Here is a 24,140-nt window from a genome sequence, read left to right as displayed (position 1 = left end):
TCACTTTTGGCGGACGAAATCTGCTAAATTAAGAGAAGCCGGGCCACACTCTTCTGAGCTTCTCTCCACTCGAACAAGGAGTGCCATCATGAACGGCAAGAAGATCCTCGTCGTCGTGACGAATACTTCGAGATACCCCGAAATGGATCGTCCCACAGGCCTTTGGCTGGGTGAGGCGGTCCATTTTGTCGATACGGTCGAAAAAGCAGGCTGCCAGGTCGATTTCGTCAGCCCACAGGGTGGCTACACACCAATTGATCCCATGAGCCTGGGAGAAATGGCCCTGCCGATCGATTGGGAATATTACGAAGACCACAAGTTCATGAATCGACTGGGAAACACCCTGCCCGCCCCAAGCGTCGATCCGGCCGACTACTCCGCCATCTACTTCGCCGGCGGACATGGAGTGATCTGGGACTTTCCCGGTAACAAATACCTGCAGGCAATCAGCCGTGAAATCTACGAGGCCGGCGGAGTCGTTTCCTCGGTCTGCCACGGAGCGGTCGGCCTTTTGAACATTCAGCTTTCCGACGGAAGCTACCTCGTGTCAGAGCGTGAGGTCACCGGATTCTCGAATGAGGAAGAGGAACTGGCCCAATTGGCCGACCACGTGCCGTACCTGACCGAAGAAGAGCTGGTTAAACGCGGGGCCAACTACCAGAAAGCCGAACAGCCATTCACCCCCTTTGCGGTCACCTCAGATCGACTCGTGACCGGGCAGAACCCTCAATCGGGCCATGCAGTGGCCGAAGGAGTCTTCGCGCTGCTGGGTCAGGCTGCCGAAGTTTGACCTCCCTGCCAATTTGGCAAGGCAGTCCTTAGCTGTGATATTTCTAAATGTCCTATGAATCGCAAGTCGTTTCTGCTGTGTGACTTGCGATCCCCTCCCCACTTCTCGGCACGGCAGTTGCATCTATAAGCCGATCTCAGAGAGAGTCTGCCAAAATCTGCACTCAGGGTGCACTTGGAGCCTCCCTCTGACGCAAACAAATCAACGGTTAATCACCAAGTTATGGAATAAACCGGCCAAGCGTGCTCGCCCAACGACATGGGAACACCCCATCAACGAGCCAGGCCGATTGAAACCAGTTCATCCCACAAGAGGAGGATTCCAGACGTGGCAAAACAGATGGTCTTTGGAGATGAAGCGCGACAGCCGCTTTTGGCCGGCGTAACAAAGCTGGCACGTGCCGTGAAGAGCACGTTGGGTCCGCGTGGTCGCAATGCCGTGCTGGACAAAGGCTGGGGTTCCCCCAAGATCACCAAGGACGGCGTGACGGTTGCCGAAGACATCGAACTGGACGATGTCTACGAAAACCTCGCCTGTCAGTTGGTTAAGGAAGCCGCCAGCAAGACGAACGATGTTGCTGGTGACGGTACCACCACCGCAACCGTTCTCGCTGAAGGTATCTTCCGCGAAGGTCTGAAGATGCTGGCCGCCGGTGCGGACGGCATGGCCCTGCAACGTGGAATTCTGAAAGCTTCCGAAGCAGTCGGCGAAGCCGTTCAGAAGTCGTCCACCAAGATCGACGAAAAGAGCAAGAAGCAGATCGAACAGATCGCTACCATCGCCGGTAACAACGATCCGACGATCGGTAAGGTGCTTGCCGAAGCCTTCCTGAAGGTTGGTAAAGACGGCGTCATCACCGTCGAAGAAGGTCGCGGAAGCGAAACGACCGTCGACTTCGTCGAAGGTATGCAGTTCGATCGCGGCTTCCTTTCGCCTCACTTCGTCACCGACGAAGACTCGCAGGCAGTTGAACTGGAAGATTGCTATATCCTGCTGTTTGAAGAAAAGATCTCGGCTGCCAAGAAGCTGGTTCCGCTTCTGGAAGCTGTCAGCAAGGCCAACAAGCCGCTGCTGATCATCGCCGAAGACGTCGAAGGCGAAGCTTTGGCAACGCTGGTCGTCAACAAGATGCGTGGCATCCTGAACGTTGCCGCCGTTAAGGCTCCTGGCTACGGCGATCGTCGTAAAGCCATGCTCGGCGACATCGCCACCCTGACCGGTGGAACCGCCATCTTCAAGGACCTGGGCATCGAACTGGAAAGTGTCAAGACTTCCAACCTGGGTCGCGCCAAGAAGGTCAAGCTGACCGCTGGCGAAACCGTCATCGTTGGTGGTGGCGGCAAGAAGGCCGATATCGAAGGTCGTGCCGCTCAGATCCGCAGCGAAATCGAAGCTACCGATAGCGAATACGATCGCGAAAAGCTGCAAGAGCGTCTGGCCAAGCTGGCCGGTGGTGTTGCCCAGATCAACTGTGGTGCCGTCACCGAAACCGAAATGAAGGAACGCAAGGACCTGTTGGTCGACGCCAAGAGTGCTACCCAAGCCGCTCTGCAAGAAGGCATCGTTCCTGGCGGTGGTATCGCCCTGCTCCGAGCTCAAAAGGCTCTGAAGAAGCTGGCCGTCGAAGGTGACGAAAAGCTGGGTGCGGACATCGTCGCCAAGGTTCTCGAATTCCCACTGCGTACGATCGCTGAAAATGCCGGTCTGGACGGTGGCGTGGTTGTGAACCGCGTTCGTCAGCAGAAGAAGGGCACCGAAGGCTTCAACGCCGATACCGGCAACTACGAAGACCTGGTCGACGCCGGCGTCATCGATCCTGCCAAGGTAGTTCGTACCGCTCTGCAGAACGCTGCCAGTGTTGCCGCGTTGCTGCTGACCACGGACTCGCTGATCACCGAAATCCCAAGCGAAGACGAAGGGGGCGATCACCACGATCACCATGACCACGGCGGCATGGGAGGAATGGGTGGCATGGGCGGCATGCCAGGAATGGGCGGCATGGGCATGCCCGGCATGATGTAATTCACGCTTAGTCCTGAATTGCACAGAACCTTTCGAATATTCGTTTCAAAACATCAAACATACCCCTGAATAAGTTTTAAGGATAAACACCCATGGCGAAGAGTCTGAAGATTCGCACTTTGGATGACCGCATTGTTGTTCAGCCGCTGGAAGCAGAAGAAACCACCGCCGGTGGTATCGTTCTGCCTGACTCGGCTCAGGAAAAGCCACAGCGTGGCACTGTCCTGGCCGTCGGTCCTGGCAAGCTGTTGGATAGCGGCAGCCGAGCAGAGCTTTCGGTGGCCATTGGCGACGAAGTCATCTACGGCAAGTACAGCGGCAGCGATATCGAAATCGATGACGTCGAGTACAAGATCCTTCGCGAGACCGAAGTCCTGGCCAAAGTCGTCAACGACTAAGCCCGGCCTTTCGATCTGTCCTAAACCGCATTCAGTTTTTATCACATAAGGATTCTTAGCGTGGCAAAACAACTGCTTTTCGAGGATCATGCCCGAGCCAAGATGCTCAAGGGCATCGACAAGCTGGCCGACGCTGTCGCCGTCACGATGGGCCCAACCGGCCGTAACGTGATCATCAACAAGTCGTACGGCGGCCCGACGGTAACCAAAGACGGCGTGACCGTTGCCAAGGAAATCGAACTCGAAGATCGCTTCGAGAACATGGGTGCTAAGCTCGTCAACGAAGTCGCGAGCAAGACTTCTGACGTGGCTGGTGACGGTACGACTACCGCCACCGTTCTGGCCCGTGCGATCTTCAAGGAAGGTCTTCGCAACATCGTAGCCGGTAGCAACCCAACCGCGATTCGTCGTGGTATTGAAAAGGCGGTTGCTGCGGCTGAAGACTTCCTGCTTTCGATGGCCAAGCCCGTCAACAGCAAGGAAGACGTCGCCAACATCGGTACCATCAGTGCCAATAACGACCGCGCTATCGGCGAACTGCTCGCAGACGCTTTGCACCGCGTCGGTCAAGACGGCGTCATCACCGTCGAAGAAGGCAAGAGCCGAGAAACGACCGTCGAATACGTCGAAGGTATGCAGTTCGACAAGGGTTACATCTCGCCTTACTTCATCAATCGTCCAGCGGAAATGGACGTGGAGATGGAAGACGCTTACATCCTGTTCCACGAAAAGAAGATCAGCAACCTGCGTGAGCTGATTCCGCTTCTGGAACAAGTTGGCAACACTGGCAAGCCGCTGTTGATCGTCGCCGAAGACATCGAAGGCGAAGCCCTGACCGCATTGGTCGTCAACCGTCTGCGTGGCGTGCTGAACATTGCCGCCGTCAAGGCTCCTGGTTTCGGCGATCGTCGTAAGGCGATGCTGGCCGACATGGGCGTTCTGACCGGTGGTACCGTGATCAGCGACGATCTGGGCATCACGCTCGATAAGGTTCAACTGAACCAATTGGGCCGTGCCAAGAAGATCAACATCACCAAGGACAAGACGACGATCGTCGAAGGTGGTGGCGACAAAAAGGAACTCGAATCGCGTATCGCTCAGCTGAAGCGTCAGATCGAAGAAACCGACAGCGAATACGATCGTGAAAAGTACCAGGAACGCCTGGCTAAGCTTTCCGGTGGTGTGGCTGTCATCTCGGTCGGTGCCGAAACCGAAGCGGAAATGAAGCAGACCAAGGCACGCGTCGAAGACGCCCTGCACGCTACCCGTGCGGCCGTCGAAGAAGGCGTTCTGCCAGGTGGTGGTGTCGCTCTGGTTCGTGCAATCGAAGCAGTCGAGAAGGCCCGTTCCTCGGCCCGCGGCGACGAAAAGATCGGCGTCGACATCATCCTCAAGGCTCTGCCGGCTCCGATGCGTCAAATCGCCGACAACTGCGGCATCGACGGCAACGTGGTTGTCGACGAAGTTCAGCAGAAGTCGACCAACTACGGCTACAACGCCTACGAAGGTGCTTACGTCGACATGGTCAAAGCTGGCGTGATCGATCCAGCCAAGGTGGTACGTACCGCTCTGAGCAACGCCGCGAGCATCTCCGGTCTGCTGCTCACGACCGAAGCGTTGGTCACCAACCTGGAAGACGATGGCAAGCGTCCGGCCGAAGGCGTTATTCGCTAAGCCGACGTTGCGTCAACCCAAAACGGCAGCAATGGGCCTTGCCCTTGCTGCCTAAGACGAAAAAATTCAACGGGCTGAATCTCTTCCGGGGACCAGCCCGTTTTGTTTCTACCGCCGCCTACGTGAGGACACGATGGCTACCAAAGTCGACTACTACGAAGTCCTGGGAATCGAACGATCCGCATCCAGCGGCGAGATTTCCAAGGCCTATCGCAAGCTGGCGATTAAATACCACCCCGACTCGAACCCGGGCGACGAGGAAGCCGTCTCTCGGTTCAAGGAAGCGGCCGAGGCGTACGAAGTTCTTAGCGATTCCGAAAAGCGGGCTCGTTACGATCAGTACGGCCATGCCGGTGTCGAAGGTGGACAGCGGGCAAACTTCCACGATGTCGAAGACATCATGGAAGCGTTTGGCGATATTTTCGGCGGAGGGATATTCAGCGACATCTTCGGCCGCGGCGGGGGTCGAGGGGGTCGTCGACGCGTTCGCAAAGGGGCCGACATCCAGGTTCGAGTCACGCTCGATCTCGAGGAAGCGGCAACCGGCGTCGATCGCGAAATCCAAGTCGATCGTCGCGTTGCCTGTGAGACATGCAGTGGCAGTGGTGCCAAGCCAGGCTCGCAGCCAGAAACATGTAGCCGCTGTGGCGGTGCTGGCCAAGTCGTGCAGCAGGCAGGCATCTTGCGTGTGCAAACGACCTGCCCTTCGTGCGGCGGCCAAGGGACCATCATCACCGATCCCTGCGGCGATTGCCGTGGGAATGGTTTTACCACCAAACGCGTCAGCATGGACGTCGCCATCCCGGCAGGTGTCGACGACGGCATGCGAGTTCGGCTGGCTGGCGAAGGGCAACCCAGCCCTGACGGAGGCCCTCCGGGCGATTGTTACTGCCACATCTCGATTCGCAAGCACAAGCTGTTCGAGCGCGAAGGGGATCACCTGATCCTGAAGATGCCGATCACGTACACCCAGGCAGTTCTGGGCAGCGAGATTGAAGTTCCGACACTCAACGGACCAGCGATGCTGAGCGTCCCGGCGGGTTCCGGTTCGTCGGAAGTTTTCAAGATGCGTGGCAAGGGGATGCCAGATCCTCATGGCCGCGGCACCGGCGACTTGTACGTGCAAACGTATATTGAAGTCCCCAAAAAGCTGGATCCGAAGCAGGAAGAACTGCTTCGCGACCTGGCCGAATACGAACACACTAACGTCAGTCCCCATCGGAAGTCGTTCCTCGAGTCGATTCGAGACTATCTGTTCGCATCGACCGACGAAAAAGAGACCAAGAAGAAGAGCTAATCAAGGAGTTTAGCGCGTGTCTGCAGAACATCCCGAAAAGGATCCCTCGCAGGACCCCAACACTGATGCCGATCAGTCGCAAGCCACCGCAGAGAATGCGTCCACCGACGAATTCTTTGGTAGTGCCGACGATCAGGTCGAGAAGCTGAAGCAAGATCTGGTTGACGCCGAGAAGCGAGTCCTTCTGGCCCAGGCAGATCTGGAAAACTACCGCAAGCGCGTACGTCGTGAACGCGATGACGAACTCAAGTTCGCCAACTCGCCACTGCTGACGGACCTGCTGCCGGTAGTCGATAACCTACAGCGAGCTTTGCAGTCGGCTGGTGGGTCGGAACAAGCGGGTGGCATCATCGACGGAATCAAGCTGGTCGAGAAGCAGCTTCTCGAAGCAATGAAGAAACGCGGCTGCGAACCGATCGAAGCCGAAGGCCAACCGTTTGACCCGAACTTCCATGAAGCGATCCTGCAGCAGCCCAGCGCCGATGTCGAGCCAGGCACCGTGCTGCAAGTGGCTCAGACGGGCTACAAGCTGTTCGACCGCTGCATCCGGGCCAGCCAGGTGATTGTGTCAAAAGCCCCTGACTAATTCGCCGAGTAGAGTACTATTAGAGTAAGCAAGTTTTCAGTTTTCGGTTTTCAGCAAGACAACGAAGTGCTCCTTCTTCCTGCTGAACACTACCCCCGGAGATTCTCTTGTAATGCCCACCTACGAATACAAGTGCGACGCTTGTGAACATGAATTCGAGGAATTCCAGTCGATCTCGGCCGATCCACTGACGAAGTGCCCCGAGTGCAAAAAGAAGAAGTTGCGCCGGCTCTTCAGCACCGGCGGTGGCTTGCTCTTCAAGGGTTCTGGGTTTTACATCACGGACTATCGCAGCGATTCGTACAAGAAGAGCGCCGAAAAGGGCTCGAAGAGCAGCGAATCGTCCAAGCCGGCCAAGAGCGAGTCGAAAGGCAAATCGTCTTCGGACTAAGCTCGTAATACGCAAGGAGGCCCTGCATGGCTTCTCTACGCTGTCCCACGTGTGGTCACCTGTTCGAGACAGACTACACTCCGGCGATGCCATTTTGCAGCGAACGATGTCGTCAGATCGATCTGGGACAATGGCTCGACGAGGAGCACGCGCTTCCCGTCGACATTGAAAAGCACATCGAAGAGCAGGCGAATCGCCAATTCGACGACGAAGATTCGCCAGAGTGACGTTTTAAAGCTTTCCTTCTCTGCCTATAATTCGGGCTCAAAATTTCCCGCAGGGTCAGAGGAGTAAAGCTGCATGTCGGAGGAGCGCGGTCTACTACGAGGCATTTCGTGGCACGAATGTTTTCCCTGGTTGATCCTCTTTCGGGCAACCCTGATCGGGTTCTATCTACGCGTTTTGCTGCTGGCCTACCTGGGTGTTTGCCTGCTGTCGCTCGGTCATTGGATCGGTTTGAATCTCTTCGGCAGTTGGGTCAACGACGGCGCCGGGCCTGTCCTGGCGGCCTCTCCCACCAACTTCCTGGAAATTGTCCAGGACGCATTGCGCGGCGGTAACCCCTTCCAGAGGATCTTTCCGGCCCCAACTTTTGGCGGCTTGCTGGTCTTCCTGTTTTATTCACTGTGGTACATCGCCACGTTCGCGATCTTCGGTGGAGCGATTTCCCGAATCGCCGCGATGGAATTCTCGGTCAACGATCGTTGTGGAATCAAAGGGGCCCTAGGGCATTCGGTTCGCAAGTTTATCAGCTACTTCCTGTCCCCCATCTTCCCGATGATCGGGGTCACCATGCTGATGGTGATCCTCCTGCTGTTTGGCCTAGTCAACTGGCTGGGACCTTGGGCCGCCGTGGTTACCGGTATCTTCGGCTTTATTGCCGTGATGGTGGCGATCGGGATCGGCATGCTCGTGGTTCCCTTGATCCTGGGCTGGCCCTTGATGTGGGGTGCCATCAGCACGGAATGCTCCGACCACTTCGACGCGTTGAGTCGCTGTTATGCCTATGTCACCCAGCGACCGTTTCACTACCTGTGGTATCTATTGGTGGCTTTACTCGGCGGCTTGGTGGGGTACTTTGCGATGAGCCTGTTGGTCGGAACCTCGCTGGCCGCCCTTTCGACAGGGCTTCAATGGGGCCAAGGCCTTGAGCAGACCGAGAAAATTCTGACCCATGATTTCGCCGGTCCGATCTGGCGATTCTGGTACAGCGTTGTCGAACACCTGGTACCGGCCTACACCTTTGGCTACTTTTTCGCCGTATTCTCAGGGATTTACCTTCTGCTTCGCCGTGATGTCGACCAGGCAGAGATGGACGAAATCGTGCTGGACGAAGACCAGCCACGCTTCGCCATGCCGGCGCTCAACAAAGATCTGGGCGGGGACGAATCCCAGCCCGATGGCGACTCGAGCGAAGATGACGCGAACTAAGCTGGCTCGGCCAGCTTAGCGAGAATCGCATCGACCTGCTGATGAAACTGGCCGTTGGTAAGTACTTCGGCCCCAGCTTCTTTTGCCTGACCCAACAGATCGACCTGAACGTGCGGTCCGTGCACCACGATCCGTAGATCTGGATGGGCCGCCCTGGCTTCCTGAATGGTACTAATCGCGTCACGTGCCGGAGGATTCAAGTCGACCAGCAGCGCCGTGGTGTCCTCGTCGATCGTTTCGAGGATTCCGCCCTTGGAAGCAATCACCCGCAGCGGAATCCCATTGGCCCGAGCAGGCCCCGAAACGCGCGAGTTCGACATCAAGTCCGCAGTGAAATAAAGAATCAATGGATTACCTGTGAGTTGGTTTAGACAGCCGACGGGCCTTTTTCCTTGCCGCCAATTTGAACGACCTGCTCGATCGGCAGGACGAGAATTTTCCCGTCGCCGATGTTACCTTCCTGGCCGGTGCGTGCGACGTTCTCGATGATGCTGAGCGTCTTGTCCAGGAAGTCGTCGTTCACGGCAATCTCCACGATCACCTTCCGCAGCAGGTTCGTCTGGTACTCAATACCACGGAAGGTCGCCGTTTGGCCACGCTGTCGACCGTACCCTTCGGCATCGAAGACCGTCAATCGCTCGACGGCCATTTCAGATAGGGCCGTGCGAACACTGTCCAGCTTGGTTGGTTGGATCACGGCGACAATCAGTTTCACGTGGGGCTCCTTCGTCGGTTATGGGTGAAGATACGTTCTACCAAATGCCCCCCAAGTGCCGCCAGATGGCGGCTACTTGCCTAGCACGTGTGCGTCGGCAAATTCCATGTATCGCTGCCAATCGATTGGCTTAACATCGTGCCCACCAGCCCGGATTACGTAGCCCAAACGGCTGAGTACAGGCTCGTCGACGGCAGGCATTTCCTCGGCGTTCAGCCCCTCGACCGCCAACAGCTCATAAACGGGACTTGCGTACTTGGCTGAAAGAAATTCGCCGTGGGGATCGGCCCAACGATCTTCTTCCGCACTGCAAACCAGGCACGGACGTGGTGCGATCAAGGCAATCAGTTCGTGCTGATCGACCGGACAAGCATCCTCATTGTGGTTGTACTTGGTGAAGTTATCGTTGAACCAATGCGGAAACGAAGTGTTGATTCGTTTGACCGACTCGCCAAATCTTCTTCGCGAAAGCGCTGCCCCGCCACAGCCCGAGTTATTCGAGATCACGGCGGCAAAGCGAGGATCGGTGGCACCGGCCCAGAGGGATGTCTTGCCGAGCCGTGAATGCCCCATCACGATCACTTTGTCCGAGGCAATCTCCGGGTTTTGTTCCAGGTAATCCATCGCTCGTCCCAGCCCCCAGGCCCAAGCGGCAACGCTCCCCCACTCATCCGGTTTGGGCTTCTTTTGCCCCTCGGCATAGAAATAGGGATGAATCCCATTCTGGAAATCGTCGTCGAAGTCAGGGTCGATATCGCCATAGTAAGCCGTTGCCAGGCCGTAACCCTTCTCCAGAATCATTTCGACCGGCCAACGCTCTTTGCTCGCACCACGTAGTTTCTCGGTCGCGTGGTGATCTTCGACTCCCTTATCCTTGTTGTTTCGCAGCCAGCTTGTGGGCAGTTGAATGGCAGGGTCGGTGTGAATCGAAGCGTTTCCGTAGAAATTCAACGTCATGAACGTCGGCACCGGCTTATCGGTCTTCGGCAGGTAAATCAGGACGTTCAAGACGGGGCCATCCGGATCGTCCGTCAGTTGGATCGCCACTTGTCGACGTCGTGCCGTCCCGTCGAGTGCTTCGTCTGACGACTCCGTCACTTTGTACTCGATCTTTTCCGGTGCGGGCGGGGCCTTGCCGTAGACTTCGCGTTCAAACAGTTCCATCAAGTAGGGTCGCTGCTGTTGATTCCATGCCTGAGCTGAATCGATCTTCGTGCCGTCTTCAGCCACCAGCGGATCCGGGAGTGTGAACTTGGGAATCTCGGCTTCGTCGTAGATGACTTTTTCTTGCTGGGCAGGCAGGGTGGAACTCATAACAAATACAAACGAAAGCGAAACGGCCAAAGAAATAGATCGTGGAAGAAAGCTCATCGGTGGGACTCGAATAGTGATGTCAGCGAAAGGAGGGTTGGCGAAGTTTTGTATTCTAGCGTGCCCCGACTGCTCCCCCCAGCAGTTTTCCGCTGAATTGTGAACCCACGACGAGGTTTTCGGTCTTAAGTAGCAAACGGAAACGTGGCAGTTTGACAAGGAAATAGAAGGCGTAACGGAAGCTTGTCCGCCGTAACCATCGACAAGTTATCGACATTTTTCCCACGAATTACGAATGCCTTCGTACCCCCTTAACACAATTTGCCTACAGTTCCGCTAGATCGGCCCAAGCGGTTGCAAAATCGGTCGCCTGAAATATTGGCGTTTTGGGCCCGAACTATGTTATGTTGAAGGTTTTACACGCTGGACCTCCAGACGCGAGCGTAAAAGGTCTAGCTTGTTTGTCCCTTCCCACCCCCAAGACGTTTAGTCGTAATATCGTTACTTCGGTAACCGTGGCTCGGTGGTACGAGGTCTTTCCGCTGCACATGCAGGAAAGAACGTTCGGTTCGATTCCGATCGGTTGCCTTTTCGACGAGGGAGAGAATTGATTCATGTCGGCCCTTTTGGAGCGGCCTACGCTGGTCCTCAACCGCAACTGGCAGCCTGTCGGTGTGGCCTCGGTGGCTCGATCGTTGACGCAGGTTTTCTGCGGAACGGCTCGCATCGTCGACCCGCATAGCTACCAGCTGTATACGTGGGAGGATTGGTCGAACCTGGCCCCAGGCAAGGACGAGCCTTTCATTTCTTCGCAGCTTTTGAAGGTGAAGATCCCGGAAGTGGTCTCGCTGGTCAACTACGATCGGATTCCGCGTAACACCGTGACGTTCAGCCGTCGCAACGTGTTCAAGCGGGACCAGTACATGTGTCAGTACTGTGGATCGCGGCCAGGCAGCGAGTACCTGACGATCGACCACGTTGTCCCGCGTAGCCAGGGAGGTGAATCCTCTTGGGAAAACTGCGTTTTGGCTTGCGTAGACTGTAACCATCGCAAGGCGAACCGGACCCCAGCTGAGGCACACATGCCGATGCGAAAGGAACCGATTCGGCCGAGGTGGACTCCGGTCTATGCGGCAAGACGCGTCCGCATTGAGTCCTGGAGTAAGTTCGTTAGCGAAGCTTACTGGGACACCGAACTCGACACCTAACAGGCCTGGATAACGATAAGTTATCGAGGCCTGTTTCTTAGGTATCACCCTTGTTGGTCGCCCCCGGAATGTGCGACCACCTGGATGGTGTCGCCACCTCGGATCATTCCGGGGCGAACCACGCTGGCAAAAAAACCAAGGTGCTCGCGCTCGTTCACGCGTGAATAGCAGGTTTCAGCATTCTTGGCATGACACGGCTTCCAGCGTTTCTCGAGCTGGATTTCAGCCTCGCCAATTAATAACCGAGTTCCGATCTCCAGATCACCTAAGTTGATGCCCCTCAAGGTGATATTCTCACCAACGCTCCCAGAGGGGAAGGCCTCGGCATCGGGCTCAAACCGATCGAGAATCTCTTGATTGAACAACGTTACTGCCCGCTGGGGGGCGTAATGCTCGTCATATCGATGACCATCATTCTCAAAGCCGCCAACGGATAATTGCGCCGATTCGACGGGATGCCGTGGAATTCCACCGGAAGAGAGACAAACGGCAACGACTTGACCTGGGGGGAAATTCATCCGTAATCACCGTAAATGCTTCAGACAACAATGTTTTCGTGTGCGAGGTGGTTGACGTAGTAGGGGTCTGGCTTTTCTAATTTCAGGATTCGGTTCCCGGTGAACGAGCTCCCTGTATCCGTGCCCGCGGCACGAAAACAAACGACCGAAGGTTTGCAATGCCTGAAGAACTCCTGGAAATGCCCCTCGTCAGCGAAAACTTCCCTAACCCATTCTCCGGCTCGATTGTAGCAACCGACGACGAGTATGAAGAAGAAATGGAAGAGGATTTCGACGAGGACGACTTCGACGATGATTTCGACGAAGACTTCGAGGAATTCGACGACGAAACTCCGGTCGATGACGAATCCTTCGACGACGACTTGATCGACGACGACGAGGATGAAGACATCGAAGAAGAGTTCTTCGAAGAGGACGAAGAAAGCGATGACGACGAGGAAGAAGAAGGGGACGAAGAAGAGGGGGATGACGACGATTAAGTCGCCGGCCTGAACCCCAAGCAAACGTTCAACGTCCTTTCTGTCGTGGGCTGAGCCATCGCCGGCCCACGAATCGCTAGACCTGAAGGATTTCTAGTGAAGGAGCACGCGGCTCTTTCACGGTGTGACCGCTCGAGGAAGATGAGATTCGATGTTTGAAAGCATCCCGCAGAATGTTTCGTTTCCCGCCATGGAAACCAAAGTCCTCGAGTATTGGCAACAAAATCAGATTTACGAAAAGTCGCTCGAAGCCCGCCAGGGCAGCGAACCGTTCGTCTTCTACGAAGGCCCACCGACGGCCAACGGCATGCCTCACCCAGGTCACTGCCTGACACGTGCAATCAAAGACGTCTTCCCGCGTTATCGCACCATGCGTGGTTACTACTGCGAGCGAAAAGCTGGCTGGGACACGCACGGCCTGCCGGTCGAAGTGGAAGTCTGCAAAGAGCTCGGCATCCACTCGAAAGAAGAAATCGAGAGCTATGGCGTCGAACCGTTCATCCACAAATGTCAGGCCAGCGTCTGGCGCTACATGCAAGAGTGGCGGCGGCTGACCGAACGACTCGGTTTCTGGGTCGATCTGGATGAAGCTTACGTCACCTACCACAAAAGCTTCGTCGAAAGTGTGTGGTGGTCGCTGAAGAATCTGTACGACCGCGGCCTGCTTTACCAAGGTCATAAAATCGTTTGGTGGTGGGCCCAAGGTGGTACCGCTCTGAGCAGCGGCGAAGTTGGCCAAGGCTACCGTGAAGTTGCCGACCCGAGCGTTTTCGTTCGTTTTCCTCTGCTAGACGAAGACGACACCGCGTTGTTGGTCTGGACGACGACTCCCTGGACACTGCCAAGCAACCAGTTCGCGGCCGTCCATCCCGAACTGGACTATGCGACCGTCGAAGACGAAGAGTCTGGCGAAAAGCTGATCGTCGCCGAAGCTCTCGTCGAAACGATCGCTGCCAAGGCGAAACGTACGTGGAAAGTCCTGAGCACCACCAAGGGTGCCGAACTGCTCGGCAAGCGTTACCATCCGCCGTTCGATTACTACTACAAAGACCTCGGCGATACGCAGGGCAAACTAAAATCGGGCGATAAGCAGCACATCGCTTGGCGTGTCGTTGCCGCCGACTTTGTCACGACCGACAGCGGTACGGGTGTCGTTCACCAGGCCCCGGCATTCGGTGAAGTCGACTACGAAGTTCTCGCCGCCGAACAGGAACGATTCGAAGACCGCGAAGGCCCAGCGTTGATCTGTGCTGTCGGTCCCGACGGCAAGTTCACGGACGAAGCCCCAGACTACAAGGGTCGCTGGGTCAAAGAAGCGGACAAGGACATCTCGCGGGAACTGAAAGAACGCGGGATCCTTTTCCTGCTGGATCAGTATCTGCACGACTACCCGTTCTGCTGGCGTGCCGAAGAAGATCCGTTGATCCAGTATCCGCGCGAAAGCTGGTTCATCCGCACGACCAAGTTCAAAGATCAGATGCTGGCCAACAACCAGCAGATCAACTGGCTGCCTGACCACATCAAGGATGGCCGCTTCGGCAACTTCCTGGAAAGCAACGTCGACTGGGCCCTCTCGCGCGAGCGATATTGGGGCACGCCGCTGCCGATCTGGGTTTGCGAAGAGACCGGCAAAGGCGAGGCCGTTTGCAGCTACGCCGAACTGCAAGAGAAGCCTGGTGCTACTGGCTTCGAGGTTTGGGAAAAAGCGAAAGCCGATAACCCAGACTTGGTCGAGGACCTCAAGATCCACAAGCCGTACATCGACGAGATCACCTACGATTCGCCGTTTGCCGAAGGCGCACGCATGAAACGCGTGCCGGAAGTGATCGACTGTTGGTACGACTCCGGTGCGATGCCATTTGCTCAGTGGGGCTACCCGCACCAGGGCGAGAAGAACTTCGAGGCGCAGTTCCCCGCCGACTTCATCAGCGAAGCGATCGACCAGACACGTGGCTGGTTCTATAGCCAGTTGGCGATCAGCACGCTGCTGTTCGGCCAGGATGAAGACGGCCAAACGAAACCGCACGAGTACCCACACCCGTTCAAGAATTGCATCGTGCTGGGGCTGATGCTGGGCGAAGACGGCCAGAAGATGTCCAAGAGCAAGCGAAACTATCGCGAGCCGAACGAGATCTTCGACAAGTATGGAGCCGACGCGCTGCGATGGTACCTGTACGCCAACCAGCCGCCATGGACCTCGATCCGTTACAACGAGCAGTCCATCAAGGATAGTATCCCTGAGTTCCTGCTGCGGCTGTGGAATGTCTTCAGCTTCTTCACCATCTATGCCAACATCGACGGCTTCGAGCCAGAAACTGCGGTCGCTGACCTGGATCAAGCCCTGGCGAAACATTTCGTCGGTGCCAAGGGTGCCCGACCTGTGGCAGAGCGAAGCGAGCTCGACCGCTGGGTGCTTAGCGAGTTGAATCGCACGATCCAGACCGTTACCGAGCGGATGGATGCGTACGACAACTACAACGCGTGTGCCGCGATCAATCAGTTTGTCGACGGGCTATCCAACTGGTACGTTCGCCGTAGCCGCGATCGTTTCTGGAGCAAGGAGAAGGAGTCGGCCGATAAGCTGGACGCCTACTGGACTTTGTACGAATGCTTGCTGACGACCTGCCAGGTCATCGCACCGTTCGTTCCGTTCCTATCGGAAACCCTGTGGCAGAACCTGGCCGGTGTCTTTGGCGACAAAGCGAAGACGAGCGTTCACCTGTGCGACTTCCCCGCTGTCGACGAGACGGCAATCGATACTCAGCTTTCGCAACGCATGGAACTGCTGCGCGAAATCGCTTCGCTCGGACGTCAGGCTCGCATGAACGAGAAGCTCAAGGTTCGCCAACCGCTGAGCAAGGTCGAAGTCGTGCTGGCCGATGACACGCATCGCGATTGGCTCAAGTCGCACAGTGCAATCTTGTGCGAAGAGCTGAACGTGAAATCGGTGGAATACACGCAGGAAGCCGACGAGTACATCAACTACCAGATCCAGCCAAATTTCAAGCGGTTGGGCCCTCGCGTCGGCAAATTGATGCCCAACGTGAAGAAGGTCCTCGGACAGACCGACGCCGCGGCACTGCTCAATGCCCTGCAGTCGGACGGAGCATTTACGTTGACGATTGAAGGCGAATCGCTCACCTTCGACAACGACGACATCCAAGTTCGTCTTTCCGCCAAAGAAGGCTGGGCCGCCGCTCAGGGCAAGCTCTGCGTGGTCGTGCTGAACACGGAACTGACACCTGAATTAATTCAGGAAGGCTACGTCAAGGATCTCGTGCGTTTGATCCAGGACAAGCGGAAAGAACTGGACCTGGAGTACACTGCCAAGATCGAAGTCGGCGTGGTTACCGATTCCGGCGACGTACACTCCGCCGTGACCACTTACTCTGACTACATCCAGGCAGAAACGCTCGCGACCGCCGTTCAGGATTCGGAAGTCGATGGTATCGATCCGATCGAAACCAAGATCGCCGACAGCGAAGTCCGCATTTACGTAAAGCAGGCATAACGCATCTGATGACGACCTGGCCTGTACATACGGTAGACAATCCACTGAAGATCGCCGTCTTGATCTCCGGTGGCGGGACGACACTACGTAACCTGCTCGAGCGAATTCGCGAAGACCAGCTTCCGCTAGAGGTCGTTCTGGTGATCTCCAGCAGCAGTAAAGCCAAGGGAATGGCCTACGCCGAAGAGGCCGACATCCCCTGCGAGATCATTACCGTCGCGCAGCACCCGGACAAAGCCGATTTCTCGCAGGCAATCTTTCAGGCCTGCCGTGAGAAAGACGTTGAGCTAGTCGTCATGGGTGGCTTCCTCAAACAGGTTGCCGTGCCGGAAGACTTCGTCAATCGTGTCGTCAACATTCACCCTTCCTTGATCCCTGCGTTCTGTGGTGCCGGGTTCTATGGCATCCGTGTTCACACGGCGGTGATCGAGCACGGGGCGAAGGTGAGCGGTTGCACGGTTCATTTTGTCGACGATCATTACGACCATGGGCCGATCATCGCCCAGAGCGTGGTCGATGTTCTTCCAAGCGATCAGCCGACAGATCTTGCGGCACGCGTCTTCGATGCCGAGTGCCACGTCTACCCAGCGACGCTTGCGGCGATCGCCGAAGGCCGCGTGACCGTGACCGGACGCCAGGTCACCGTCAAGCCGACAAGCTAGGCAAGCTCTACCATCTGCCCGATGCCGTTCCGGGACCTTTCGCTAGCACACAGAAGCCGTTAAACTTTGTGCTACTTTCCTAGTATCTCTTTCATATACGATGACGTCATTCTTTCACATCGTGATTATTTTCTTTCATTCAGGGTCGCCTGCCAGACTTTAGCCCGGAAACTCGTGTAACGATTATCCTAATCCTGGCATATATGGGGCATTTTTGCGTTTTAGGGAACGAGGCGCTGTTAGAATCTGGCCCTCAAACGTGAATTCTGAAAGAAAGATGCCACGATCTGATTGATTATTGGCAATGCGGAATGCATAATCTAGGTGTTTTAACTCGACTGAGTTAGCTATCACTCTCCCCCGACCCCATCTCCCACCACATGCAAGCGGACGCTCGACGCACGCGACTTCTCGACCTGGTTCGGTCTCGAGGCTTTGCCTCGCTGCCGGAACTTGCTCAGGAATTGGAAGTCTCGGAATCGACCGTTCGTCGCGATGTGGAACTGCTGGAAGAAGCCGGGTCGGCCCGCAGGACGCACGGGGGTGTGTTTTACACAGGTCCTTCTCCTAATCTGCCCCACTTTGAACTTCGCCACGAAATGCAGTGGAGTAAGAAGCGGCAGATCGCGAAGGCCGCGGCTCAGCTGATCGAAGAAGGCGATACCGTCATTCTCGACGGCGGAAGCACCACTTACGAACTAGCCCAGATGCTCGTCGGGCGAACCCTGCAAATCGTGACCAACTCGCTGCCGGTGGCCAACTTGTTTATGGCCAGTACCACGACCGAGTTGATCCTGTTGGGTGGCTACGTTCATAACGCGACCGGTGTTTCTTTGGGCCCTTATGCCAACGAAATGATCTCGCGACTTAGTGCTCGGCGTGCCGTGCTCAGCGTCGCGGGAATTACCCAGCAAGGGCTGTACAACAGCAACCTCCTGCTCGTCGAAACCGAGCGGGCCATGATGAAAGCTGGCGGCGAAGTGATCATCGTTGCCGACAGCACCAAGTTTGGCCGTCAGAGCCTTGCTCAAATGTGCGAGCTTTCGGAAGTCGACAAGCTCGTGGTCGATCACGAGATTTCGGAAGCCTGGCAGAAGCAAGTTCAGGACGCCGGAGTCGATTTGATCGTCGCCCCTGCCGAGATGGCGATCATCGACCGCCCCGTTTCCCACAAAGCAAGCTAACCCCAACTAGGGTTTGATACGAATGAGTTCCTCGCTGAATCTCGATCATGCCACTATCGAACGGATCGTTCGTCAGATCGTCCTTTCGCAAGGTGGTACTCCTGCCCAGGCCCCTGCCCCATCGGCTGAACCAAAGCTGGTGGTCAGCATTTCGGCTCGTCACATTCACTTGACCGATGCCCACGTCGAAACGCTGTTCGGCCCCGGTCATGTCCTGACTCCGATGAAGGACCTTTATCAAGACGGCTTCTACGCGGCGGAAGAAACCGTGATGGTCGTCGGTCCTCGTCGCCGCATGCTGGAAAAGGTTCGCGTACTGGGTCCGACGCGTGACTACAGCCAGGTTGAACTGGCCTTCACCGACGCGATCTCGCTGGGCATCGACGCCCCGGTTCGTGCTTCCGGCAAGATCGACGGCACTCCCGGCTGCGTGCTGGTCGGTCCTAAGGGTGCCGTTCAGCTCGACCAAGGTGTAATCCGAGCCGAACGCCACGTCCACATGAACAACCGCGACGCCGATTTTTACGGTGTGAAGAACGGCGATCGCATGAACCTCCGAATCACCTCGCTTGGTTGCACCACCACGTTTGAAGACTTGCTCGTCCGAGCCGACGGCGTCAGCAAACTGGAAGTCCACATCGACACCGATGAAGGCAACGCGTGTAACCTGGATGCGGCCTCCGAGATCGAGCTCTTGAAGAAAGAGCCCTGCGGCTGCAAGACGAAACACTAGAACTAACTACGCTTTCGTTGGCCTCACTGATTTGCCACTGTGAGTCCTCTCCCGAGGCCAGCGAGAGCGTTTTTATGACCCCTGTTTGTTTGAAGACATCGCATCTGACTTTCGGGTGCGAAAAGAAGTAACGGTTTCCTTTTTTTGTTCGGGAGATAAAACCCCATGGCGAAAGTAATGGAAGCGTTGGGCATGATTGAAACCAAGGGCTTTGTGACCTTGGTGGAAGCCACCGACGCAATGTTGAAGGCAGCCAACGTGACGTTCGTTGGTTGGGACAAAGTTGGCAGCGGTTTGGTTTCCGCTTTCATCACCGGCGATGTCGCCGCAGTGAAAGCCGCCACCGATGCAGGTGCTGCAGCAGCTGGCCGTCTGGGCGAAGTTGTCAGCGTTCAGGTCATTCCACGACCGCACGAAGACATCGGTATCGTCCTGCCGCCACCGGTTAAGCAGGTCATCGAGTCCGAATAGTCCCTACTCCATCTACAAAACATCCGCGAAGGAAAACTATCCATGCAAAACGCAATTGGTTTGATTGAAACCAAAGGTTTGGTTGGCTTGGTCGAAGCGACCGACGCCATGGCGAAAGCCGCCAACGTGAAGATCGTAAAGCGCGTCAACATTGGCGGTGGCCTGGTGAGCACGGTTGTCAGTGGCGACGTCGGTAGCGTTCGTGCTGCTGTCGAAGCTGGTGCCAATGCCGCTCAGCAAGTCGGCGAACTGGCTGGCAGCCATGTCCTGCCTCGCCCAGCCGAAGGCCTCAGCGACGTTTACTTCAGCTAAACCGACCTAATGTAAGCCGCTAGTCCGCGGAGCATCCCCAGCGAAAGGAGTCCCAGACAATGAAGGTCCTGGTAGCAAATCTCGGCTCGACCAGCTTCAAGTATCGTTTGTTCGATATGGACAGCGAAACGCAGTTGGCCCGTGGCGGGATCGATCGAATCGGATCTCCAGAAAGTTCCTGCAGCGTTCAGATTGGCGATTGGAAAGAAGAAGTCACGGATCACATGCCTGATCATGCCGTGGCGGTTCGCAAATGCCTTTCCCAGCTGACCGACGCAGAACACGGATGCTTGAAGGACGCCGCCGAAGTATCGGCGATCGGCTTTAAAGCGGTCCACGGTGGACGAGTATCAGGCGTACAACGAGTCAACGACGATGTCCTTTCTGCGATGGCAGAAATGAACGAAGTCGCCCCGGCTCATAACCCGCCATACATCGCCGCCATGCGATTACTTTCCGAGCAACTTCCGGAGATTCCGCTAGTTGCCGCCTTTGAGACCGGCTTCCATCAAACGATTCCCGATCGGAATCGCTACTACGGAATTCCCAAAGACTGGTCGGACGAGTTCCAGATCAAGAAGTGGGGCTTCCACGGAGCGAGCCATCGGTATATCGCGACGCGAAGTGCAGAAATTCTGGGGCGTGACGATTTGCGAGTCATCTCGTGCCACCTCGGTGGTAGCAGCAGCTTGTGTGCGATCAAAGATCGTCAAAGTGTTGCTGTGACCATGGGTATGAGCCCGCAAACCGGACTGCCGCAGAACAACCGGGTCGGGGATTTTGATCCCTATGCCCTGCCGCTGCTGATGGAAAAAACCGGCAAGAGCTTGACCGAAGTTCTCGCTTATATCGGGAACCAAGGTGGACTACTGGGACTCAGTGGTGGCCTTAGCGGCGACATGCGAGACCTGGAAGAAGCCGCGGCTAACGGCAATGCCGACGCACAACTGGCTTTGGACATGTTTACCAGTGAAGTTCGCCGATACCTCGGCGGCATGCTGGTCGAACTGGGCGGAGCCGACGCGATCGTCTTTACCGGAGGCATCGGCGAGAACGGTAAGCAGTTACGCAAGGACGTATGTGCCAACTTGCAAGAGTTGGGAATCGAATTGGACGAGGCGAAGAACGATTCCGCCAAGGGAGAGGCTTCGTTCCATTCGGCAAACAGCAAAACGCAACTGTGGGTCATTCCGACCAACGAAGAAATCATCGTTGCTCGTCAAACCCGGCAGTTGCTGGAGTCGACCTAAAATGTTTATCGCCAAAGTGACCGGATCGGTCATATCCACGCAGAAAGTCGACAACATGGTCGGCCACAAGTTGCTTGTGGTCGAGCCGTATCGACTCGAAGCGAAAGATCGCCAGTCGTTGGTAACCACCGGCCGAACGTTCGTCGCTGTCGATATGCTCGGTAGCGGTGTGGGGGACTTCGTACTGATCACGCAAGGTTCGAGTGCCCGACTGACTCCGGAAACGAAATCACTTCCGATCGATTGTGTCGTGATTGGCATCGTCGATCGTGCTCAAGTCGAAAGCTGCTGTGTTTACGACCGCAACGAGGACGAAGACGCAGACGCAAAAGAGCCGCAAGCCAAGGCCAAGCCAGCACCGGCCCCGAAGCCAAAACCCAAGTCGGAGCCGAAATCTGCGCCCAAGCCAGAGCCGAAGAAAACTAAGGACGAACCTACCGAAGAAGACTCGGAAAGCTAGTCTGCCGTAACATTCACGCGCTGACGCGAGGATATAAACATCATGCAATTTGACGAATCCATCATTCGCAACGTAGTGGCCCAGGTTTTGGCCGAAGTGGGCAATGCTCCACCGGCTACCTCCGGGTTCACCGGCCGCTACGGGATCTTTGACTGTGCCGACGAGGCCGTGCGAGCTGCACACGAAGCTTTTGAAAAGCTCTCGGAACGCACCATCGAAGATCGCAAGCGAATCATCGATCACATCCGCCGTATCTCGATCGACCAGAAGGTTGAATTGGGCACGATGGAAATGAACGAGACCAAGATTGGCCGTCTCGAACATAAGATCGAGAAGCTGGAACTGCTGGGTCGCAAAACCCCAGGCGTTGAATTCCTCCGCAGCGAGGTCTTCAGCGGCGATCATGGCCTGGCCGTGATCGAGCACGCTCCGTTCGGTGTGATTGGCTGTATCACTCCTGTCACGCACTCGCTTCCCACGATCACCGGCAACGCCGTCAACATGATCGCCGGAGGTAACACGCTGGTCGTCAACCCGCATCCATCCGGTAAGCAAGTCGCCGCCGAAGGGGTTCGTCGATTCAACAAGGCCATCTACGACGACCTGGGCATCGACAACCTGATTTGTGTGATAGCCGAACCAACTCTCGAGTCGGCTGACCTGATCTTCCATCACCGCGATGTGGCCATGATCTGCGTCACGGGTGGTCCCGCCGTTGCTCGTGCAGCACTTAATAGCGGCAAGAAGGCTGTCGTTGCCGGTCCTGGTAACCCACCAGTGGTTGTCGATGAAACCGCCGACCTGGATCGTGCAGCCCGCTGCATCATTCAAGGTGGTGCCTACGACAACAACCTGCTTTGCATCGCCGAAAAAGAAGTCTTCGTCGTGAACTCGGTCTTCGACGACCTGATGCGAGCCATGGAGCGAGCGGGAGCGGTTCGCTTGAATGGCAGCGAGATCGACCGACTCACCTCGGTTGCGATCACCGAATACGGCGATCCTGGCAAGAAGAAGAAAGTGGCCGCGAAGGAATTCATCGGCCAGGACGCCGCCGTCCTCGCACGAGCCGCCGGCAAGAACATTTCGCAAGACGTGGAACTCGTCTTTGGCGAAACGGACGAGCACAACCCGTTTGTCCCTGTCGAACAGATGATGCCGTTCATTCCTTTCGTTCGCTGCCACGACGTGGACGAAGCGATTGAGAAGGCACGGTACTACGAACACGGTTTCCGCCACACGGCCATCATTCACAGCAACAACGTCCGCAACATGACCAAGATGGGTCGCGTGATGGACACCACGTTGTTTGTGAAAAATGGTCCCTGTGCCGCGGCACTGGGGGTCGGAGGCGAAGGTTATATTTCGTTCTCCATCGCCACCCCAACCGGCGAAGGCGTCACCACTCCGCTGACCTTCACGCGGGAACGACGCTGCTCGCTGATTGACGATTTGTGCATCCTGGGACATCCGGCGAAAGGTTAGTCCTTTATGCAAACGGCACGCGTGGTCGGTACGGCCACCAGCACAGTACGACACGTCTCGATGCGAGGCTGGAAACTGTTGGTCGTGCAGCCGATGCAAGTCGACGGCACGACCCCAGATGGTCATCCGTTGGTCGCGGTCGACGCGGTCAACGCAGGGCCAGGCGAACTGGTGATGATCACCAGCGATGGCAAATCGACATCCGAACTTTTGAATTACCCCCGAACACCAGTCCGTTGGACGGTGATCGGCATTATTGACGAATAGACGTGCAGTCCAACTTTAGTAGCCAAGACATTGAACGAATCGTCCGGATGGTCGTCCAGCGACTCATGCGGGATGGTGCTGCATCGTCTCCAACGGCGACGGCATCCGTCGGCGAACTTCGCCTGGACGTGAAGTTGGTTACGGTCGAAACGCTAAAGGAAAAGCTGAACGAATCGATCACGGTGCTGTGCGTTCCAACCAAAGCGGTTGTGACTCCGGCTGTGAAAGATGAACTGAAACAACGCGGTGTCGAGCTTCGCCGAATCGACCAAAACGATTGCGGCCAGAAGCAGATGACACCAGCGGTGGTCAACGCCGCCAAGCAGTCCGTATCGGGTGCCTGGCAGTCGACGCCGCGAACCGAACAAGTTGGCAGCCTGAGCCAGGCGGTCGACCGGGCCATCGCCATGGCCAAGAGTGACCAGATGGCGGTGATCCTCTCGGAACAACCGGAGCTTGCTGTGGCAGCTGCCAATCGAACCAGTGGCATCCGAGCCATGGTCGCTTGCGGAAGTCACGACTGGCAGGCTGCGGCGAAGAGCCTGGGAGCGAACCTGGTGGTTTGCCACCCGGCGCAATGGCAGGACTCGGATGTCCCACGACTGCTGGCAACCTTGTGGAACCTTCGCGGATCCACCGGGCCCAACTGGATCAAGTAACGAGAACAACATGCGTATCGCCAAGATCATCGGAAAAGTCACGCTCAGTCGCTCGGTTCCTGAATTTCAGGGTGCCGTGCTGAAGCTGGCCGTGCCCATGATGTTGAGCGATATCGAAAACGAAGACACTCCGCTGGATGACCTGCTTGTCGTTTACGACGAACTGGGCGCCGGCCAAGACAATTACATCGCGCTAAGTGAAGGGGGAGAAGCGGCCCAACCGTTTTACCCCGACATGAAGCCAGTGGACGCCTACAACGCGGCCATTTTAGACACGGTTGATATTCGTTATCGACCTAAGAAGTAGGCATTCCTGTCCCCTCTCTCCA

27 protein-coding genes and 1 tRNA gene are annotated in these 24,140 nt (G+C 56.4%); 24 read left to right on the top strand and 4 right to left on the bottom strand.

Translation table 11 applies throughout. The features are described from left to right. Positions 1–88: 88 nt before the first annotated feature. From PSR63_RS20415 to PSR63_RS20375, 9 genes are all read left to right on the top strand, one after another. The gene (locus tag PSR63_RS20415; RefSeq protein WP_274327523.1) at positions 89–790 is read left to right on the top strand and encodes a type 1 glutamine amidotransferase domain-containing protein; all 702 of its coding nucleotides are present in this window, start codon (positions 89–91) and stop codon (positions 788–790) included. A 327-nt stretch (positions 791–1,117) separates the two neighbouring features. Continuing rightward, on the top strand, positions 1,118–2,812 hold the full coding sequence (groL, locus tag PSR63_RS20410) for a chaperonin GroEL (RefSeq protein WP_443111053.1): 1,695 nt from the start codon (positions 1,118–1,120) through the stop codon (positions 2,810–2,812). Positions 2,813–2,904: 92 nt separating this feature from the next. Beyond that, positions 2,905–3,210 (top strand): co-chaperone GroES, encoded by a 306-nt coding sequence (locus PSR63_RS20405; RefSeq protein ID WP_105356300.1) that lies wholly within the window; start codon positions 2,905–2,907, stop codon positions 3,208–3,210. A 60-nt stretch (positions 3,211–3,270) separates the two neighbouring features. Continuing rightward, a complete protein-coding gene (gene groL / locus PSR63_RS20400; RefSeq protein ID WP_274327522.1) occupies positions 3,271–4,884 on the top strand; it encodes a chaperonin GroEL in 1,614 nt (537 codons plus the stop codon). 133 nt (positions 4,885–5,017) lie between these two features. Further along, positions 5,018–6,181 carry a molecular chaperone DnaJ gene (dnaJ, locus tag PSR63_RS20395; protein ID WP_274327521.1) on the top strand — a complete coding sequence of 388 codons (1,164 nt, stop codon included), beginning with the start codon at positions 5,018–5,020 and terminating at the stop codon, positions 6,179–6,181. 16 nt (positions 6,182–6,197) lie between these two features. Then, on the top strand, positions 6,198–6,767 hold the full coding sequence (gene grpE / locus PSR63_RS20390) for a nucleotide exchange factor GrpE (RefSeq protein WP_274327520.1): 570 nt from the start codon (positions 6,198–6,200) through the stop codon (positions 6,765–6,767). A gap of 112 nt (positions 6,768–6,879) precedes the next feature. After that, positions 6,880–7,158 (top strand): FmdB family zinc ribbon protein, encoded by a 279-nt coding sequence (locus PSR63_RS20385; RefSeq protein ID WP_274327519.1) that lies wholly within the window; start codon positions 6,880–6,882, stop codon positions 7,156–7,158. A gap of 26 nt (positions 7,159–7,184) precedes the next feature. Beyond that, positions 7,185–7,385, top strand: coding sequence for a DNA gyrase inhibitor YacG (gene yacG / locus PSR63_RS20380; RefSeq protein ID WP_274327518.1), 201 nt, complete (start codon positions 7,185–7,187; stop codon positions 7,383–7,385). A gap of 73 nt (positions 7,386–7,458) precedes the next feature. Further along, entirely contained in the window at positions 7,459–8,589 is a 1,131-nt protein-coding gene (locus tag PSR63_RS20375) for a hypothetical protein (protein WP_274327517.1), read from the top strand. On the opposite strand, the gene PSR63_RS20370 is transcribed toward PSR63_RS20375, so the two are convergent. The 3 genes from PSR63_RS20370 to PSR63_RS20360 form a co-directional block, all read right to left on the bottom strand. Further along, positions 8,586–8,909, bottom strand: a complete 324-nt coding sequence (locus PSR63_RS20370) for a hypothetical protein (protein ID WP_274327516.1) — start codon at positions 8,907–8,909, stop codon at positions 8,586–8,588. The genes PSR63_RS20375 and PSR63_RS20370 overlap by 4 nt on opposite strands. A gap of 47 nt (positions 8,910–8,956) precedes the next feature. Next, on the bottom strand, positions 8,957–9,304 hold the full coding sequence (locus PSR63_RS20365) for a P-II family nitrogen regulator (protein ID WP_274327515.1): 348 nt from the start codon (positions 9,302–9,304) through the stop codon (positions 8,957–8,959). Between the two features lie 72 nt (positions 9,305–9,376). Further along, the gene (locus PSR63_RS20360; protein ID WP_274327514.1) at positions 9,377–10,618 is read right to left on the bottom strand and encodes a glucuronyl esterase domain-containing protein; all 1,242 of its coding nucleotides are present in this window, start codon (positions 10,616–10,618) and stop codon (positions 9,377–9,379) included. A gap of 506 nt (positions 10,619–11,124) precedes the next feature. Here PSR63_RS20360 and PSR63_RS20355 point away from each other — a divergent pair. Together PSR63_RS20355 and PSR63_RS20350 are read left to right on the top strand one after the other, a co-directional pair. Continuing rightward, positions 11,125–11,203: transfer RNA gene (locus PSR63_RS20355), tRNA-OTHER, on the top strand. Between the two features lie 26 nt (positions 11,204–11,229). Then, positions 11,230–11,823 carry an HNH endonuclease gene (locus tag PSR63_RS20350; protein WP_274327513.1) on the top strand — a complete coding sequence of 198 codons (594 nt, stop codon included), beginning with the start codon at positions 11,230–11,232 and terminating at the stop codon, positions 11,821–11,823. 44 nt (positions 11,824–11,867) lie between these two features. Here the strand turns inward: PSR63_RS20350 and PSR63_RS20345 are convergent, their stop codons facing one another. Next, positions 11,868–12,341, bottom strand: a complete 474-nt coding sequence (locus PSR63_RS20345) for an MOSC domain-containing protein (RefSeq protein WP_274327512.1) — start codon at positions 12,339–12,341, stop codon at positions 11,868–11,870. A gap of 158 nt (positions 12,342–12,499) precedes the next feature. Here PSR63_RS20345 and PSR63_RS20340 point away from each other — a divergent pair, with 158 nt between their 5' ends. The 13 genes from PSR63_RS20340 (at position 12,500) to PSR63_RS20280 (ending at position 24,118) form a co-directional block, all read left to right on the top strand. Next, positions 12,500–12,820: a hypothetical protein gene (locus tag PSR63_RS20340; RefSeq protein ID WP_274327511.1), complete on the top strand. Its 321-nt coding sequence runs from the start codon at positions 12,500–12,502 to the stop codon at positions 12,818–12,820. Positions 12,821–12,971: 151 nt separating this feature from the next. After that, positions 12,972–16,331, top strand: a complete 3,360-nt coding sequence (gene ileS, locus PSR63_RS20335; protein ID WP_274327510.1) for an isoleucine--tRNA ligase — start codon at positions 12,972–12,974, stop codon at positions 16,329–16,331. An 8-nt stretch (positions 16,332–16,339) separates the two neighbouring features. Next, complete coding sequence (gene purN / locus PSR63_RS20330) at positions 16,340–16,993, top strand: phosphoribosylglycinamide formyltransferase (protein WP_274327509.1); 654 nt, start codon at positions 16,340–16,342, stop codon at positions 16,991–16,993. Positions 16,994–17,373: 380 nt separating this feature from the next. After that, complete coding sequence (locus tag PSR63_RS20325; RefSeq protein WP_274327508.1) at positions 17,374–18,177, top strand: DeoR/GlpR family DNA-binding transcription regulator; 804 nt, start codon at positions 17,374–17,376, stop codon at positions 18,175–18,177. A gap of 22 nt (positions 18,178–18,199) precedes the next feature. Continuing rightward, complete coding sequence (pduL, locus tag PSR63_RS20320; protein WP_274327507.1) at positions 18,200–18,910, top strand: phosphate propanoyltransferase; 711 nt, start codon at positions 18,200–18,202, stop codon at positions 18,908–18,910. A 165-nt stretch (positions 18,911–19,075) separates the two neighbouring features. Beyond that, positions 19,076–19,381 (top strand): BMC domain-containing protein, encoded by a 306-nt coding sequence (locus PSR63_RS20315; protein WP_338000653.1) that lies wholly within the window; start codon positions 19,076–19,078, stop codon positions 19,379–19,381. A gap of 42 nt (positions 19,382–19,423) precedes the next feature. Next, positions 19,424–19,693: a BMC domain-containing protein gene (locus PSR63_RS20310; RefSeq protein WP_274327506.1), complete on the top strand. Its 270-nt coding sequence runs from the start codon at positions 19,424–19,426 to the stop codon at positions 19,691–19,693. 59 nt (positions 19,694–19,752) lie between these two features. After that, positions 19,753–20,943, top strand: coding sequence for an acetate/propionate family kinase (locus PSR63_RS20305; RefSeq protein WP_274327505.1), 1,191 nt, complete (start codon positions 19,753–19,755; stop codon positions 20,941–20,943). Position 20,944: 1 nt separating this feature from the next. Further along, positions 20,945–21,403 carry a EutN/CcmL family microcompartment protein gene (locus PSR63_RS28260; RefSeq protein ID WP_443111052.1) on the top strand — a complete coding sequence of 153 codons (459 nt, stop codon included), beginning with the start codon at positions 20,945–20,947 and terminating at the stop codon, positions 21,401–21,403. A 42-nt stretch (positions 21,404–21,445) separates the two neighbouring features. Beyond that, positions 21,446–22,885 (top strand): aldehyde dehydrogenase family protein, encoded by a 1,440-nt coding sequence (locus PSR63_RS20295; protein ID WP_274327504.1) that lies wholly within the window; start codon positions 21,446–21,448, stop codon positions 22,883–22,885. A gap of 6 nt (positions 22,886–22,891) precedes the next feature. Further along, positions 22,892–23,152, top strand: coding sequence for a EutN/CcmL family microcompartment protein (locus tag PSR63_RS20290; protein ID WP_274327503.1), 261 nt, complete (start codon positions 22,892–22,894; stop codon positions 23,150–23,152). Positions 23,153–23,154: 2 nt separating this feature from the next. Continuing rightward, positions 23,155–23,811 (top strand): hypothetical protein, encoded by a 657-nt coding sequence (locus PSR63_RS20285; RefSeq protein WP_274327502.1) that lies wholly within the window; start codon positions 23,155–23,157, stop codon positions 23,809–23,811. A gap of 10 nt (positions 23,812–23,821) precedes the next feature. Further along, positions 23,822–24,118, top strand: a complete 297-nt coding sequence (locus tag PSR63_RS20280) for a EutN/CcmL family microcompartment protein (RefSeq protein WP_274327501.1) — start codon at positions 23,822–23,824, stop codon at positions 24,116–24,118. Positions 24,119–24,140 lie beyond the last annotated feature (22 nt).

The sequence above is a fragment of the Bremerella sp. P1 genome, from assembly GCF_028748185.1.
Taxonomy (GTDB): domain Bacteria; phylum Planctomycetota; class Planctomycetia; order Pirellulales; family Pirellulaceae; genus Bremerella.
The sequence above is the reverse complement of the archived record's forward strand: the minus strand, read 5'-3'. Positions and strand labels throughout refer to the sequence as shown.

What these genes read in the sequence shown, in the direction of transcription:
- PSR63_RS20415 (WP_274327523.1), top strand. Translation starts at nt 89, where the DNA reads ATGAACGGCAAGAAGATCCTCGTCGTCGTGACGAATACTTCGAGATAC.
- PSR63_RS20405 (WP_105356300.1), top strand. Translation starts at nt 2,905, where the DNA reads ATGGCGAAGAGTCTGAAGATTCGCACTTTGGATGACCGCATTGTTGTT.
- dnaJ (WP_274327521.1), top strand. Translation starts at nt 5,018, where the DNA reads ATGGCTACCAAAGTCGACTACTACGAAGTCCTGGGAATCGAACGATCC.
- PSR63_RS20385 (WP_274327519.1), top strand. Translation starts at nt 6,880, where the DNA reads ATGCCCACCTACGAATACAAGTGCGACGCTTGTGAACATGAATTCGAG.
- yacG (WP_274327518.1), top strand. Translation starts at nt 7,185, where the DNA reads ATGGCTTCTCTACGCTGTCCCACGTGTGGTCACCTGTTCGAGACAGAC.
- PSR63_RS20375 (WP_274327517.1), top strand. Translation starts at nt 7,459, where the DNA reads ATGTCGGAGGAGCGCGGTCTACTACGAGGCATTTCGTGGCACGAATGT.
- PSR63_RS20370 (WP_274327516.1), bottom strand. Translation starts at nt 8,909, where the DNA reads ATGTCGAACTCGCGCGTTTCGGGGCCTGCTCGGGCCAATGGGATTCCG.
- PSR63_RS20360 (WP_274327514.1), bottom strand. Translation starts at nt 10,618, where the DNA reads ATGAGTTCCACCCTGCCTGCCCAGCAAGAAAAAGTCATCTACGACGAA.
- PSR63_RS20350 (WP_274327513.1), top strand. Translation starts at nt 11,230, where the DNA reads ATGTCGGCCCTTTTGGAGCGGCCTACGCTGGTCCTCAACCGCAACTGG.
- PSR63_RS20345 (WP_274327512.1), bottom strand. Translation starts at nt 12,341, where the DNA reads ATGAATTTCCCCCCAGGTCAAGTCGTTGCCGTTTGTCTCTCTTCCGGT.
- PSR63_RS20340 (WP_274327511.1), top strand. Translation starts at nt 12,500, where the DNA reads ATGCCTGAAGAACTCCTGGAAATGCCCCTCGTCAGCGAAAACTTCCCT.
- ileS (WP_274327510.1), top strand. Translation starts at nt 12,972, where the DNA reads ATGTTTGAAAGCATCCCGCAGAATGTTTCGTTTCCCGCCATGGAAACC.
- purN (WP_274327509.1), top strand. Translation starts at nt 16,340, where the DNA reads ATGACGACCTGGCCTGTACATACGGTAGACAATCCACTGAAGATCGCC.
- PSR63_RS20325 (WP_274327508.1), top strand. Translation starts at nt 17,374, where the DNA reads ATGCAAGCGGACGCTCGACGCACGCGACTTCTCGACCTGGTTCGGTCT.
- pduL (WP_274327507.1), top strand. Translation starts at nt 18,200, where the DNA reads ATGAGTTCCTCGCTGAATCTCGATCATGCCACTATCGAACGGATCGTT.
- PSR63_RS20315 (WP_338000653.1), top strand. Translation starts at nt 19,076, where the DNA reads ATGGCGAAAGTAATGGAAGCGTTGGGCATGATTGAAACCAAGGGCTTT.
- PSR63_RS20310 (WP_274327506.1), top strand. Translation starts at nt 19,424, where the DNA reads ATGCAAAACGCAATTGGTTTGATTGAAACCAAAGGTTTGGTTGGCTTG.
- PSR63_RS20305 (WP_274327505.1), top strand. Translation starts at nt 19,753, where the DNA reads ATGAAGGTCCTGGTAGCAAATCTCGGCTCGACCAGCTTCAAGTATCGT.
- PSR63_RS28260 (WP_443111052.1), top strand. Translation starts at nt 20,945, where the DNA reads ATGTTTATCGCCAAAGTGACCGGATCGGTCATATCCACGCAGAAAGTC.
- PSR63_RS20295 (WP_274327504.1), top strand. Translation starts at nt 21,446, where the DNA reads ATGCAATTTGACGAATCCATCATTCGCAACGTAGTGGCCCAGGTTTTG.
- PSR63_RS20290 (WP_274327503.1), top strand. Translation starts at nt 22,892, where the DNA reads ATGCAAACGGCACGCGTGGTCGGTACGGCCACCAGCACAGTACGACAC.
- PSR63_RS20280 (WP_274327501.1), top strand. Translation starts at nt 23,822, where the DNA reads ATGCGTATCGCCAAGATCATCGGAAAAGTCACGCTCAGTCGCTCGGTT.